This window comes from Leptospira sarikeiensis, assembly GCF_004769615.1.
In the GTDB taxonomy this organism is placed as follows: Bacteria; Spirochaetota; Leptospiria; order Leptospirales; family Leptospiraceae; genus Leptospira_B; species Leptospira_B sarikeiensis.
Genome location: NZ_RQGF01000007.1, coordinates 197,507 through 213,271 on the forward strand (window position 1 = coordinate 197,507; position 15,765 = coordinate 213,271).

7 protein-coding genes, 1 pseudogene and 1 riboswitch are annotated in these 15,765 nt (G+C 40.6%); of the genes and pseudogenes, 4 read left to right on the forward strand and 4 right to left on the reverse strand.

Annotated features, from left to right (window positions below; genetic code table 11):
* A complete protein-coding gene (locus tag EHQ64_RS01970; RefSeq protein WP_135647831.1) occupies window positions 1-7,194 on the reverse strand; it encodes an RHS repeat-associated core domain-containing protein in 7,194 nt (2,397 codons plus the stop codon).
* A 442-nt stretch (window positions 7,195-7,636) separates the two neighbouring features.
* Between EHQ64_RS01970 and EHQ64_RS01975 the strand changes: the two genes are divergently transcribed.
* From EHQ64_RS01975 to EHQ64_RS01985, 3 genes are read left to right on the forward strand one after another with little or no spacing between them, the layout of a single operon-like run.
* Entirely contained in the window at window positions 7,637-8,512 is an 876-nt protein-coding gene (locus EHQ64_RS01975) for an LA_3334 family protein (protein WP_135647832.1), read from the forward strand.
* Window positions 8,509-9,864, forward strand: coding sequence for a Kelch repeat-containing protein (locus EHQ64_RS01980; RefSeq protein ID WP_135647833.1), 1,356 nt, complete (start codon window positions 8,509-8,511; stop codon window positions 9,862-9,864). The genes EHQ64_RS01975 and EHQ64_RS01980 overlap by 4 nt, the downstream gene beginning before the upstream one ends.
* Window positions 9,861-10,439 carry a tetratricopeptide repeat protein gene (locus EHQ64_RS01985; protein ID WP_135647834.1) on the forward strand — a complete coding sequence of 193 codons (579 nt, stop codon included), beginning with the start codon at window positions 9,861-9,863 and terminating at the stop codon, window positions 10,437-10,439. The genes EHQ64_RS01980 and EHQ64_RS01985 overlap by 4 nt, the downstream gene beginning before the upstream one ends.
* On the opposite strand, the gene EHQ64_RS01990 is transcribed toward EHQ64_RS01985, so the two are convergent.
* The 3 genes from EHQ64_RS01990 to EHQ64_RS02000 form a co-directional block, all read right to left on the reverse strand.
* Window positions 10,429-11,109 (reverse strand): ankyrin repeat domain-containing protein, encoded by a 681-nt coding sequence (locus tag EHQ64_RS01990; protein ID WP_135647835.1) that lies wholly within the window; start codon window positions 11,107-11,109, stop codon window positions 10,429-10,431. The genes EHQ64_RS01985 and EHQ64_RS01990 overlap by 11 nt on opposite strands.
* Before the next feature lie 147 nt (window positions 11,110-11,256).
* Entirely contained in the window at window positions 11,257-12,417 is a 1,161-nt protein-coding gene (locus tag EHQ64_RS01995; protein ID WP_135647836.1) for a YncE family protein, read from the reverse strand.
* A gap of 2 nt (window positions 12,418-12,419) precedes the next feature.
* Window positions 12,420-14,528 carry a TonB-dependent receptor plug domain-containing protein gene (locus EHQ64_RS02000; protein WP_135647837.1) on the reverse strand — a complete coding sequence of 703 codons (2,109 nt, stop codon included), beginning with the start codon at window positions 14,526-14,528 and terminating at the stop codon, window positions 12,420-12,422.
* A gap of 30 nt (window positions 14,529-14,558) precedes the next feature.
* Window positions 14,559-14,726, reverse strand: a riboswitch (cobalamin riboswitch).
* 297 nt (window positions 14,727-15,023) lie between these two features.
* Between EHQ64_RS02000 and lsa26 the strand changes: the two are divergent.
* Window positions 15,024-15,764, forward strand: a pseudogene (gene lsa26, locus EHQ64_RS02005) (surface adhesion protein Lsa26).
* Window position 15,765 lies beyond the last annotated feature (1 nt).

The window sequence follows — 15,765 nt, forward strand, 5'->3', positions numbered from 1 at the left end:
TTACAAAGTACCCCCGCAAGTTTCTCGAGTTGTTCTTCCAGCTGTATAGATCGTGCTTAGATATTTAATGCCGGTATAATATGATACAGTATCGAGGACAATACTTCGCCAATCTCCCGTTAAAGCACTCTTTGTAGTTCCTGCCATCCCAATCCAATACAACGCGTCTTCACTGAGCAGTTGAGATATGGATGGGATTCCGATAGAAGGCAAACCGTAGAATCCGATATATGCACCCACAGCACCGATCTGCCCGGCTACTGCGTAACAAGCAGAAGACCTCGCATCTTTTTCATTCCATTGAATATTATTAAAACTTGATTTAGAATATCCGCCCGCAATATAAGCTTGGAGGGTCAGTGGAGAGAGAACAAATCCTCCGACTCCTACCGCTACACCAAGTGATGTCGCAAGTAAAATCGGGATCATCGTTAACACGATCAGAAAGGCAGTCATCGCTATGATCAAAGCCCCGACAAATAGTACGGCTGCGATCGCAAGTGCTGCAACAGCAGTTGCCACAGATACAATAAAGGTAGAAGAAGCAATCAGACTAGATAGTAAAGCCGCTCCAATACCAGTCGCCGCTGCTACTGTCGAGATCGTTGCAGCCAAGGAAACTGCACATATACCTACAGCTCCGACCGCTGCTCCAGCTGCAGCAATTCCAAAGGCTGCAGTTCCTAAAACAGTTGAGGCTCCCATTCCGGCGAGAGAAGTTGCCGAAAGCCCAAGTGCAATTAAGTTAATTACTCCGACAGATACTGAGGCCGATGCGGCCATTGCTGCCCCAACTGCAAGCCCAAGACCTGTAGCTCCTCCTATGCCTGCTGCTGCAGACAATCCTAAAGCAGCGCTTGCAGCAAATACAGGAAACGCTACCGCCGCTGCTATTCCTGGGCCTGCATCACTCCATCGTTGAGAACTTATATAGAATGCGTTGCTAAAGAATGTACTTAACGAAATGCTAAAATTTAAGAATCCTAAGCCATTTTGTTCTAAAAAGCTACTTAAGATGCTATTCCCACTTGGATCTGTATAGCGGACCGGATTTCCTTCCGTATACATGTACAAGTCCATCCCCATAGGTCGGCTCGAATCCATAACAGAATCTGCCTGCAAAAATCTTCCTACGACTGGATCGTAGTATCTTGCTTTGAAATAATAGAGTCCTGTTTCCTTATCTTCTTCTTGCCCGTTGTATTTATAACGGAATATATCCGGTCCGGAAGAGTCTGTTCTTTGGATCTCTCCATACGGTTTATAAGAAATATGTGAAGCTCCTCCCTGTTCTCCACCCGCGATCCGGTTTCCATTTCCATCTGTCGCCATCGTGATAGATCCAAGATGGTCCGGATGTAGGAATAAAAATCCTCCTACAGGAAGTCCCGCTCCGGATCCCGGACCTCCAGGTTCATAAGGCGAATCTACTGTAGGAGTATTTGGATCGATTTGAGGAGGAAGTAACCAAGGTGGATTTCCATTTCCACCAGGCACTAATATGGAACAATTTGAAAAGGAAATGATCAGGATCGGAGTAGTGAATTTTAGAACGCTTCTCCAAAGTCCTTCCGAATAAGATAATAGTCCGAATCCTAAACCTAAGAAAATCGTTATATACAAAAATCCTAAATTCACTCCGGGAGCTAAGAAGAAATATTTCGCCCCTCGGATCAGATCGTCCTTAACAGTCCAAGAAAGAGTATTCCAAGCCAGTTGCATTCCATCTTTCGAGGAGGAAACTCCAGGAATATAATCTGCTAACACTGCATCCGTTCGGGTCCATTGAGCTACTAAATCTCCAGAGTTTCCTCTAAAATATAATGTATGTTGTGGAGATTTTCCGGAAGATAGTACGATCTCATACAAACCTCCTAAACTGATGGTCTTACTGGAATCGCTGGATTTAGTTTTTCTAATTCTAGTTCCGGAGAAATCATAATCGAACCGGATCGTCTCCTGATCTTCCGTGTGGATCTCTTTTAATTTCTGGAATGGATCGTATACAAACTCTTCTCCGTTACGAGATATGATATTCCCGGATCCATCATAAGAATATTCGTAAGATAAATTTTGTCCCTGAACTCGAGTGACTGCATTCTTATGAGAAGGATTTTCGTAAGAATAATTCTGATTTCCTTTTTGGAGAAGTTTACCCGAATCGGAATATTTATATTCTTCCGTTCCATATACTCCGGAAGCGGATACTAATCGATTAATAGAATCGTAAGCGAAATTTTGAGTTCTTGTAGGGTTTTTCTTATCTGCGATCGAGAGATAATTCCCGAATTGATCGTAATCATATTCTATACTTTGATAAACTTCCGAATCTTTTACGGATACGAAACGAGTCGGTCTTTTCTTGATAAGATCATAATATACATCCGTCCTGACCCCGTTCCCCAATACTCTTTGGATCTTGATCTCTCCATCCTCTAAGAGGGGACCATTGTATTGAACGATCGGAAAATCCGAACCGCTTCCATCGGCGGGAGTTAATGTAATCGCAGAAAGAAACCCCGCTGGAGAATATAAATTTTTTGCAATACTTCCATCCGGATAAACGATCTCTTCTATCTGGTTTTGAAGATTGTATTTCTTTTCTATAATGAATTGGAGATCTTCTTCCGTTAACTTTTTACGGATCCTGGTTTGGTTCCCTCGTAGATCATAATCAAATTCAGTTGTCCCCAATTGATCCGTAACTTTGGTAAGTCTTCCGACCCCGTTCTCTTTTTCAGGATCATCATATTCATATGTGTAATAAACTGCTCCTGTGCTCGGGGATTCTCCTTTGACTTGAGTTACTCTTCCTAAAGAATCGTAGGAATATCTGACTGATGTTCCGTTCTGGTAGATTTGTTTCGTTAATTTTCCTGAGTTCGGATCATACTCGTATTGGATCTCTCCAGAATCCGGATGAACTACCCTCTTCTTTCTACCTGCAAAATCCGTTTCAATATAGGTAGTTCCGTTTTCCGGATTTCTGATCTCAGAGATCTTACCTGCAGTATCATAGGTATAGCGGATCGTTTTTCCTTGCTGGGTGACTGCGACTACCTGGCCTAGATCATTCTTCTCCTCAATAATTTCCTTTATTAGATTTCCATTGAGAAGTTCCCTTGTTTTTGAAATCAGTCCATCGATACTGGACTCGATAACAGTCCCGTCATTTTTCTCGCTACGGGTCTGCCTTCCTTCCGGATCGTAAGTAAAATCAGTCCAAGAAAATGGATTAGAACCTTCTAAATATGGGTCGATCTTACGGACCGTTTGGCCCTTTATATTCTGGTGGGTTTCTTCTACCAAAACATACCCGTTAACCAGGCTGCTTCTTCTTTTTGAGATCTTAGTAATATTATTACTCAAATCTTCCTGCCAAGTCTCACCATTACTTCGACGAAAGATTTTTCGGACAAGCTGATTCTCTAGATCGCCTACATTTTCATATTCGATTTTTTCAGACCAATCGACCTCTCCTGACAGATAACTTTTGACTGCCCTTCCCTGTGAATCGTATTCCGTTCTAGAAATTCCTCCGTTTTCATCGGTGGTGGACAATTCCAATCCATTTGAAAAATCATAGGCCTTGTAAGTTGTTTGCCCTAGAGAATTCGTCATTTTGATCGGGAATTTATTTACGATCGGATCGTATTCGATGGAGATCAAATTCCCGTTAGACTCTTTTACCTGGGTAGGATTTCCGAACGTGTCATAGGAAAGAATGGACTCAGTCTTCCATACACCTGGACTTAACTCTTCGTTTACTGAAATAATTTGAGAATTGGAATATTCTAATTTCTTATTGGAGATTAGTTCTCCATTCTTCAGCACCTGGATCGTTGTAGGTTTTCCTAGAATTCCTTCGTTCCAGTCGTTTATATAGGAGATCTTTTCTGTAGCGATAATTCCGTTAATACTTGTATTCTTTGTAAGAGTATTTCCATAGGGATCGTACGTTTTGGAAACTGTAGAAGACTGGGATAATTCCCCTCTTTGATATAGATTATCTAACGAATCCCCTTCTTGAACAAGGATCCCTCCATTCATGGAAAGTGATTTTACGAAAGTTTTATATGTTTCTGAGATCTTGATCCCATTCACATATTTCGTTTGGGATGTAGGAACTCCTGCAGCTTCTAAAAATGGAAGATCATACCTTGTTTCTGAAACAGAATCCGTAAAAGTTTCTCTTTGAATGATCTTTTCGAATCCTAAATAACCAGAATTTCTGAATCCTCCTCTATAAAATCTAGAATTAAAATACTGGTACGTATTCTCTCCCAAGATCGTATTCCCAGCTTTTTGAGTAAGTTTTACTGCCAGGAAATCTGGGATTAATACAGGAAAAATTTCCGGCTTTGTAGGATCATAAGAAGAAAGTCCGTTTGCGCTCGGATGATCCTTGGAAAGAGAGTATTCTACCTGAACACTTGCATCTCCACTCGAAACATAAGAACCGTTCTTGATCTCCGTAATCAATCCGGAAGGAAGCTCCGACTTAAATCTTAATAAATGTAATTCTAGATTCGATTCGTATGGAAATTGTCGATACGCGTATGTATTTACAAACGGAATAGAACTAGGCACAGGATAACGCATCGCCTTCTTTTCACCGTTCATTCCAAGAAGTTCAGGCTTTCCGTCCCCATTAATATCTAATGGGATCAAATATCCCCCCGTAGTTAAAGACTCATCTCCATCTAAAGAATAAGTAATATTCCCGTTCGAGTCCACTTTCGCATAAGATAAGATCAGTTTAGAATTAGAAGGATCGTAACGTAAAAAATCAGCCTTTCCATCTCCGTTCAGATCCACGAGTTCCTTTCTATTTCTCCAATTAAAATAAGAATTATCCGTGGCTGTCCCACTCGAACTTGTGCTCGGAAGATAATTATCCAGATCTATAGGAATTTCATAATATGTAATGTTCGTAATGGTAACTGAAAAATTTCGAGTGATGGTCACCTGAGGAAATTGATCTTCGTCTTCATTATCCGGCTCTTCAACTGCGATCGTATTTGCCCTTAGAATATCCGGCATTCCATCCCCGTTTAGGTCCCTAGTTAAATCTTGGTCCCAGTATAATTTAAATCCAGGTAGATAGGTGGATTGTGCCGGATTATAGATCTCAATTGTGAAGAAAGAATTGGAAGTATCTGAAGGATCATAACTGACCTTATCCTTGATCCCGTCTCCACTTAGATCGATTTCCATATAGGGAGAAGAACTTCCGGAAGAAGATTGTTTTGCCTTACTCGCATTCGCTCCATTTACTTGAACGGATTGGAATGGACTTGCACCGTTTGTTCTGAACTTTCTACCATCAAAAGGATAATAATGGATCATTCCCTGGTTTCCTGATTCAGCATAAAAAGCAAAATCGGGATAACCATCTCCATTGATATCCGATATGAATTGGTCTCCATTATTTCCAAAACTGGATCTAGAGATCTCGGTCTCTTCCAACTCTACTAAATTCCCGTTCTTATATTCATAAAATGTAAGGATGAGTCTAGGATCATCAGTCGTATTGATCCTTAAAAGATCCGGGATACCGTTCCGATCCATGTCCACAAATCCTTGGAATGTATTTCCAGGATTTGTAATATTTAGAAGTTGTGATTTTTGGAATCCGGAACCTGTAGAAAGAAAGATTTGTATTTTTGTAGAAGTTTTTGCCTGCAAAAGATCCGTCTTTCCGTCTCCGTTCACATCCGCTAAAAAATGGAATTGTTTCGTTTGATCTAAATTTTCTGCGATCACATTGGAATATTCTTCCGATTCCAGATCCGGACCGTAATAGACGACTGCTTTCGCGCCTTCGTATTTCAAAACTAGAAAGTCTGTTTTCCCATCCCCATTAAAATCTCCGGGAAGGATCTTTCCTTGAGTAGTTACTCCGATCGGATTTCCTTTGGATAGTCCGTTTACAGAGATCGGATCGGCAGAATTCGTGTCCCAAGTATTTAACTTAGCTACAGAAAATCTCTGTTGGTCCATTCCACCTAGGATCCGAACCATTTCAGGACTGCCATCTCCGTCCAAATCTGCAGGAGTTGAAAAACTCATCTCCACTCCGTTCGTACAAATATCCTGATAATTTTCTATCCCAGCCTTACAAAGACTAGGAGCAAGATAATGGCTCGCAACAATACAGCCCCAATCAGCAGTACAAGCGCAGATCGCAGCAGTATTATCGCAGGCGGCTTTTACACTCGGATCGGAAGCTCTATAAGAATTTTGGAATGTTTTTCCATTAGATTGAACGTATTGAACTTGATTCGTACGTTTTGTATAAGAGAAGACGAGTGGCTTATAATTCTTTCTATGAAATGAGGTAAGTAAAAAATCTCCGTCGACAGGTTCATATTCGAATTCATAATTCTCGACCAGATTTTCAGAACCGGAAGAGTCTTTTGCATAAACTTCCACACTTTCTAAAAGTTTTTTGCGAGAAAGAGAAGAAGTTAGTGAGAATATTTTCTCCCCAAATCCTATCGAACGATCTTTATAGATAAATACGATCCGAGCATTTCCTCTTGCATAACGTATCTCTTTAGGCAATGGTTCCGGAGAAGTTAACGTTTCATGATCGTATTCTATATCATAACCGTTCCCGACTCTATCTCTGACACGATCTAAATAAAATGAGATCGGATTCCCGTCTGAATCTAATCTGGAATTTGCACCGGAGCTAAAATTTTTACCGTACTCGTATACGATCCCGTTCTTATCACGGATCGACCATACATTGGAATTAAATTGGATCTTAGAAAAACTTTCGAACTTAAATTTGTAATTTCCGTTGGAGTCGGAAATCATTTCTCCAAACTGACTGGAGCCATAACCATCAGTTGTACCGAAATGAACTCCTAAATTAGGATTTTTTGAAATCTGAGGAAAGCCTGCAAGCCCCCAACCTTTTCCTAAAATTCCGGAATATCCACCTGAATATTGAATTCCAATCCCTGGAACAAGATCGCCTGCTCCAGGAGGGACTTGGATCGAAAGTGAAAATCCAGCCTTACCGGAAGGATTTACAGAAATATCCGGGAAAGGCAAAGGGATCTCTGTTCCAATTCCAAAGAAACTAGCAAAGAAAGAATAAACGGGTCGTAACGGATTCCAGGCGATCAGAGTGAAAACGCTGAAAAGAATAAGAATTACATAATATTTTCCGGTCCTAAACATTAGCCTGCCAAATCCTTTGGTTAAATTTCCGAATTGAGTTCAGAAACAGGAATTAGCCGAGCTGTGAGCGATTCACCTGAGGCGATTTCTATATGTAAGAGCACTAACGCTCTCAAAAATCCCCATGTCAAACATAAATATCCTATTTTGGGATATTATTTAACATAAGTTTTTCATTTTGATTTTGTATTTTCAAGATCAGAATGTACAAATATCGTTAGAACTGAAAATGGAATCCAGATTCCGCTTCAAATCGTCCATTTCACAAAGTTTAATAAATAAAATCAAAGACATACAATTTTTAGAATATACTAATTTGGGATATTTTATTCAAACTCTGAATAATTTTCTTTCTTTTTAGCCAAACAAGTCACAACCCTTGCATATACAAGGTTTTGGACAGACCATAGTCAGGATCGAAACCGAAAAATGAAATTTCTCTATGCCTAAAACAACTGTAGTCTCGATTTTCTGGATCTTACTTCTTCCTATCCCTCTACTCTCTTTCGAAATTTTGCTCAAGAACGGGGATGCATTTATTTCAGAAGTAATCACGGAAGAACCGTCCCATATAATCGTTCAATGGAAAGAGAAGAAGTATAAGATCCCCAGATCTGAAATACAAAGACTTGATCCCCGTAAAAAAGGAGCGGATTCTTCTTATCGGTATTCTGAATGGAAGCTAACGGACGGGACCGTGTTAAAAGGGATCCTGATCGAGAAAAAAGAAAACAAACTGGTTCTGAAAACAGAACTAGGTTTTGCAGAAATAGAAAAAAATAAGATCCTATCTCAGAATTTTGAAGAAACTTTTTCTGAACCTCCTCAGATCCCAGAACAATATCTATTTATATCAGGCTCTTCCTCAAATTGGAGGATCGGGATTTACGGTATAGGCTCATACTCTTGGGGAGCATGGAGCCATTCTTTTCCGATCACTTATGGAGGAGGAGGTTTTGTAGAAAAAGATACGGATTCTAAACTTTGGTTCTATGGTTTTTCTTCAGAACTTTCAGGAGGTAAAGGAAATCATGGAAACATCAGTTTATGGAGCCAATCTTTCTATCTGGGAAGAAATTATGGAAATTCTTCTTCTCCGTATTGGATCCTTGGAGCGGGTGCGAGTAGCATCACAAGAACCTATGAAGACGAAAAAACTTCCGCACTTACTCCGGATCTAATTTTAGAATTCGGCTGGTCTTGGAAGACAAATACAAGATCTGAGATCCGTCTGGGAGTCCGTTCTCAATGTAGTTTGGATGGAGAATCCAGTCTATGCAGATCCGGGGTCAAATTTTCCTGGGGGTTTGCAATATGAAAAGAATACATCTTATTTTTATAATATTCTTCCTAACGATCATAAATTGTGGAGATACCGGCCTTTCTAACATTTTGGGAGAAGAATCCTCCAAAGCAGAATTCGCTTTTGTAGTAAAATTAGGTCCGAATTCTGCAATTCTATCTTGGAATTGTTCTCTGCCTTCAAAAGGATCTTTGTATACGGAAACAGGTATACTCCCTAGTTTAAATTCTTCTAAAACTCATTTTTTAGAATGGGATCATCTAAAAGCAGACACATCCTATAGAGTGATCTTGACCTGCGGCTCCCAAAAACTCGAAGAAGGAAAAATGTTGGAGTTCCGCACCTGGATCTCTAACGATCCTCCTAAAACAAGAGGGATTTGGATCTTAGGAGGGATCGGAAATACCGGGGAGCCGATCCGAGAAGTGGATCTTTTTGATCCTGTTACGGATACTTGGTATCCTTCGATTACGAGTATTCCTACACCTCGAATTTTTTCTTCTATCGTACATCATAAAAGTAAGATCTATGTGATCGGAGGAATGGAGGTCGTCGGAGGAGTTTATGTTTCTTCTTCCAAAGTAGAAGTATATGATCCTTATTTAAATATTTGGGAAACGAAGTCTTCTCTTCCGACTGGATCCATAGCTGCTGTGATAGGATCGATTGGAGATGAGATCTATATTCTCTCCGGATCCAATTCTACGGATATGACGAATGGTCCAGTATTTAATACAATTCTAAAGTTCTATCCTGAGATAGGTGTTTCCGGACAATGGATCTCTTTTTCCTCTGCATCTACTATTTTTAGCAGAGTAGATATGTCCGGTTGTGCGATCAACGGTGTTATTTTTTATACCGGCGGAAGGACCTATAATACAGGAAGTGCGAATACTAGCACAGATGGTTTTGTAGCTTCTGCAAACACGACTACTTCTTTTGGAGAACCTAGCTTAGGAGAATCCAAACATGGCGCTGCTGGAGTTTGTATCCTTCCTTCTCCTAAAGATCCGTTTCCTGGAGACGGAGTATTTTTTGCAGTGATCGGAGGCTCGACAGGTTCAGGTAATGTATTTCTTCCTCCCACATCCATTCTTCCTACAAATAGAACGGAGTTTTATCAATTGGGATCTTCTAGTTTTTCTTTAGGACCAAGTCTTCCTACATCCCTCTATTATCCTGCTTCTCAGATGTCTTATGAAATGAGAAAAATTTTCACGTTTGGAGGAGCTTCTTCCATCAATATTCCGGAAGACACCGTGTATAGCTTGGATTCTGGAAATCCTTTAGGTTCAGCTTGGGTTACTCATCCACAACCTATGCCAAGAAGAAGATATGCTCATAAAGCGATCCGGATCGACAGATGAAGAATAAATCCTTAAAAGTATTTTTACTCTTCAACCTTTTTATAATTTTAATCTCACCCTTTTATCTCATCTCCGAAGAAATAACTGAAAATTCTTGGATGAAAGAAGGAGAGATCCTATTAGAAATTGGTAAATATGAAGAGGCTGAAATTTTAGCAAATTCGGTCTTAGAACATGACCCTTCCAATCCTAAAGCGGAGTTCATTCTCACAAAAGCTTGGATCGGAAGAGGAAGAGAAGAAAAACAAAAAGGAAATTTAAAACTCGCAAAGGAATTTTTCCAAAAGGCTTATGAGAAATGGCCTTTGAATGAGAATATCCAAAAGGAACTCTCCGAACTTAAAAACGGATTTAGACCTAGATCCTTACAATCGACTACTTCAATCATGTATCCGAAACAAGAAGAACTATTGGAAAGTTTGAACGGATTAAAAGAAGAACTTAAAAATGTAAGATCCGAATTGGAAAGCCAAAGAATAGAAAACTCTCAGGAGAAACATACCTTTTGGTTTTCGAGTTTATTTGGAATACAGATCCTTTTACTGATCTGTATCTTATTCAAGATCAAGCGCTAAAGGCGACTCCTCTTTCTGCGGCGATCTCTCTTGCGGTTTTTCCATCTTCTGTTTTCAGATCCGGATTTGCTCCCTTCTGCAATAATAATGAAACGATCTCCTCACTTCCTTGGCGAGAAGCAGCTATATGTAAGGGAGAAAATCCTCCGTCCTGAGTAAAATTCGGATCTGCTCCATTCTCCAATAAAAGTGCAACCGCATCCGCTCTCCAAGAAGCCACTGCAGAATGTAATGCTGTATTACCGATTGATAATTTACTTTTTGATTGAGCGTGTATGTCCGCTCCCTTTTCTATCAAATATTTGATGATAGAAAGTCTCCCAAAATGGGAGGCGAGATGTAAAGGTGTCCATCCATCGGAACTATAAGAATGTGCTATGCCGGGATTTGGTTCCACAAGTTCTCTTACTCTACCCTCTTCTCCCAAGGCAGCGGCCTCGAATAGGTTGAGCGGAATTCCAAGCGCAATGTAAGAATTTACGATGTCTTCTTTTCCGTAATACAGAGCGAATAAGACCGGAGTAATCCCTTCCGGATTTTGTTTAGAAGCCAAACCCGGATTTTCTCGGAGCGCGTATAGGACCTGGGGTTTATGACCGGCGGCGATCATTTGGAAGATATCGGAACTCAAAGGAATAGGCCCTCCGAAAAACAACGAAGGATGATCCATTTTTTTCGGACTTTGTCAATCCGGTTTCGAACCAAGCCTTGGAATTCTAAAAGGAAAACAAAAATAACGGCAAAAAGATAGATTACAGTTACAAATATTTCATCCCAAAGAATTCGAATTTGTTCTAAACCGGTCCGACCCTAAACACTACTTGAGTTGTATCAAATCATACGGTTGCAAATCCACAGAGACCGGGGCGGGAGTCATGAGCCTATTTCCGTTTCGAGTATCGAACATACTTACCCCGGGCTGAGAGAACTGAGTATTCGAAACATATAGGATCTCGTCGTCCCCGAGTAGGATCGTAGAGAGACTCGCATCCGAGGAAGAAGGAATAAAAAGAAGTGTGTTTAGTCTTTGCCCGTTGCTTGGATTAAATACTTGTAATGTTTTATTAAAACTCGCATCCAATACGCTTGCAAAACCCAATTGTTCGTTCTTGATCTGCACACCCAAAATATCTCCCCCCGCCGCATTTTCCGAATATAGGAAACCGGAGCGAAAAGTCCGGGTTGAAAGTCGAAATGCTACTACCCCGCCATCGATCTGGCTTAAAAAACCCAATCTGTTTGCAGCTGCGAATACCAGATGGGATTCTCCAAAAAGATCCAAAAGTTGCGGTTTCCCGATAGGATTCGGGACCGGAAATGTATAAACGGACTGAACCGTATCCGTAATCGTATCTATTTCCAAAAGTAGGGATCCCCAGGGACCAGGTGGGAAATAACCGGACGCATCGTTTCGATCCAATCTTTGTAGAACAACGAATAGGCTTGTTCCTACAATTTGCATTCCGGACATCTCAGGTAAATTGTCCGGAATAGGGCTCGGTTCAGAATATCCTCCCAGATCGATCTGACCTAGATTCGCTCCTGTCAATGGATGAATGATCCTTAATATTCTAGAACCGTAAAGTGATACATATGCCTTATTAGGACCTACGATCGCGATGTCTGCAGGATTTGTTGCCGCTCCCATGGACCATTCTGCAGTTGTTTGAAATCCGAAATTCGGATCCAAAACCTGAACACTGTCCCGATTGAGCCTATTCAATACGTAAACACGATCATTTCCAAACCTTGCGACTGCATCCGAATGGATTGGAGTTAATCCGGGATAAGAAATTAGAAGTTCTGGGTTTAGTACCTTAAACCTTCCTCCACCTCCAAAATCTGTGGTTACAACGCCTATATTATTCGAAAGGTTCGGAGTTAGAAATAATGTGTATAAGGGAGGTCTTTCTATATCTCCGCAAAACTGAAAGGAGAAGAGGAAGAATACAAGGTAATATAAAAACTTGGCCTTCATTTTCAGAACTTCCCACTCAAAGTAACAAACCAATTTCGGCCAGGCAGAGGATATCCTACAATATCTTCCACTCGTTTATCTCCCATATTTCGGAGATCTATACTCAATAATAATTCCTTAGGAGTTTTTTCTTCCTTCTTGGTCTTGTCCTCTTCTTCCGGAGAAGAATATAACACTAAAGTTAAGTATGCATTCCAAATCTGGCGAGCAGGTTGATAATTTACGTATTCGTTCGTTCTATCCTTGAATACCGCGCCTACATACACTCCTTCGAAGCCAAGTTCCCAGAACTTTCCTTTATAAGCGATCGTTCCTGAAATTTCATGTTTAGGACGTAAAGGGAGATATTTTCCATTTAAATATGGAGCAGAAGAAGTATTGATCGCCTCCTGATATGTATACTCCAATAGGAATTTCCAACCTTTATATTCTGTCTTATGAGAGATCTCCGCACCGTCTATTTTTGCAGAATCTATATTTTCAGGCCTTAAGGTGAATTGGGAATTCGGAATGAATAAGATCATATCCTTGATCCTTTTTCTAAAATAAGAGATCGTAAGACTGGATTTGAATTCTCCATCCTTATATTTACCTGTAAAACCTGCGTCTGCGTTCTCGCTTCTTTCAGGTTTTAAAGAATCGTTTGCTATAATCGTTCCGATCTCTCCGAATAATTCCAAAAAGCTCGGGATACGATATTGCCTTGCGATATTCGATTTAAACTCTAAAGAATAATTTTCTTTTTCCCAAAATCTCCACAAAAGTCCTGTTTTAGGATTTGAGAATTGTGTGGTCTTTACGGAAGAAGCAAGAGGATCCTCTTTTCTATACCAAGGCTCATCCGTTTGAAATTTATCCCTATAAGAATCCCAGGAAACTCCGGGAGTAAAAACAAGTCTTCCATCCAGAAAACGGAATTCATCCTCTACTTGAAATGTTGTGTAGGTCCTGGTTTTTCCAGGTTCGAATTTTAGATCTATATTTTCGGGAGTGCTTCTGGATCTTTCAAAAGTTTCCCTTTCTATTCCCGCATGAAATTTCAAAATTTGATAATATTCTAATAGATAAAGCGTAGGAGTCAGTTGAACTCCGGATTGTTTCATGTTGGCAGTTGAATTCGGAGTTCCCTTTGAAAATTCAGATTTAGGATCGAACAAATCATCATTCGTAAATGAAGTGAAGGCTCTTGTTTCTATTCTTAACAAACCGTCAAATAGACCTTTTGTATCCGTTCCGATGGAAGAAGTATTTCTAAGATATCTTCTATGGACTTTTAAAGTTTGGTTACTTGCAGGCCCCGGGATCCCATGATATCTATAGTTCAGATCATTCCAAAATTTGATCTTAGTATTTCCGATGTCCCCGCTTAAGCCGATCATTCCGGAGGTTCTTTCGTATTGTGCGTTCCTTCTTTTATCTATGGTATCGTCCAGAGGATTTACCAATACAGTTCCGTGATTATTCAAATAGGAGAAGTTTTGATCCGATTTTTCTCCCAAAAGGAAAAGACTAGCTCCGATCCCACCGTATGTCCCGGTATGCGTTATACTTCCTTTACCGGTATTAAAACTTCCTACACCAATGTTTACACGGGTTTTAGGAGGGCCTCCTCCTTGTCTTGTGACAAGATTTACACTTCCTCCGATCGCAGAACCTGAAAATCCTACTGGAGCACCGCTCCTATACACTTCGACACTTTGTAAATTATCGAAAGGTAGATCCGCAAGATTCACCTCTCCACCTTGAGAGTTATTGAACGGGACTCCGTCTATGAAGATCCTAGTTTGGTTCGGGTTTGTTCCTCTTAAGGAAAGTGTGGAATAAGATCCCAATCCTCCGTATCTACGGATCCTGATTCCTGCTTCCCTTTCCAAAACATCGGGAAGATTCGTATAACGTGCATTGTATTGATCTAGATCTATGGAAGTTTGGAACCCTGTAGGATTTTTCCTAAAATTTTCAGGCTGAGTCCCTGAACTCGTTTTCCCTACTACCTTTAAGGGAGAAGTTTCTTTTTTCTCCGGTTCCTGAGTGAATACGGGGGCCGAGATGAGTAGAAACCCTAAATAGAGTATCTTCTTTATTCGGAAATATTTTGAAAACTTTTGCATGAGGCCTTAACTCCCGAAAGCCAAAGAATTGAAAGTAGATCGGATAGGTTTTCTGACTCACGCCCGACTCATGGAACCTTCCCGTTTGAAAACAGTGGTTTTTTCCGGTCGATACGACGTTTACAGCTGCGGGTACAGCTCCGGAATTTCACCGGATTCCCTTTTCAGATCTACTTGCAAGACAAGGTTCTTAGCAGGGACCGGAGGAGCAATCTCAAAAACCCGCCAGGGATGCGAAGGGCTTTAGTCACGAAGTGACGAGGGCGACCGCCCGAGCCCGGAGCAGCCCGGTCCTTGAGAGCAGGACGCTCGCAAGGAGGCGGCCAAAAATATCTCCTAAAATACGCTCTTTTCGTAGGAGTTCCTACATGGACATTTTCGATCTTAGGAAAAATATTTTCTTGATGTAAGATAAAAACCGGAAAGGATTCACGAATCCGCGACCCTTAGGGTGTATCTGGGTCGACCTTATTATACAGGGAGTGCCGAACTCGAATGAAACGAATTCCATCCGTAAAATTTCTCTTATTAGGGATTTTTCTTTTAACAACCTCATCCCTCTCCGCAGCCGGAACTTATTCGGAAGGTTGGACAGTTGCAAAATTGATCCAATTCGAAAGTAGAGGGATCATTTTCGAATCCTATGAAGGTCTTTTAGAAGTTTATACTATAAACGATTAGGAAGCCTGTGATGAAATGAAGGACGAGTGTTACGTTCCTGCAAAACAGAAGATCGAGTTCAGTGTTCGTCCTGAAAATGCAGACGTGGTCAATTTTTTAAGCAAAAGCCTAAACCAAGAAATTTTAGTCCAATACAGGATCCATAGATTGGAGCCTCTTGCATTGTCTTCGGACTATGAAGTGATCGGAGTCCAAGTGCAAGAGAAGTCTCTTCCAAAAGGTTTGCCAGACAAGATCGTTAGCAAAACTAAATCCGGTGGAAAAAGAAATTTCTCCGTCACTGGACGTATTCTAAGTTTAGAATATAAGGGAACTATGGTAGGAACTTGGGAAGGCCTATATCTGGACGAAACCAGAAATAAGGTCCATCCTTTCTCTGTTACCGACGAAGAGATCGCTACTTTCGCGACTACTACTCTAAAATACGGGATCAGATATTACTTAGGAGTTTCCGTAGCTTATGTAACAGGATGGAGAGATTCTCATTATGATATTTATGAGATCAATTTCAAAGCTCCTGCCGGAGCATTGGAGCCTGCCGGAAAAACTCAATAAT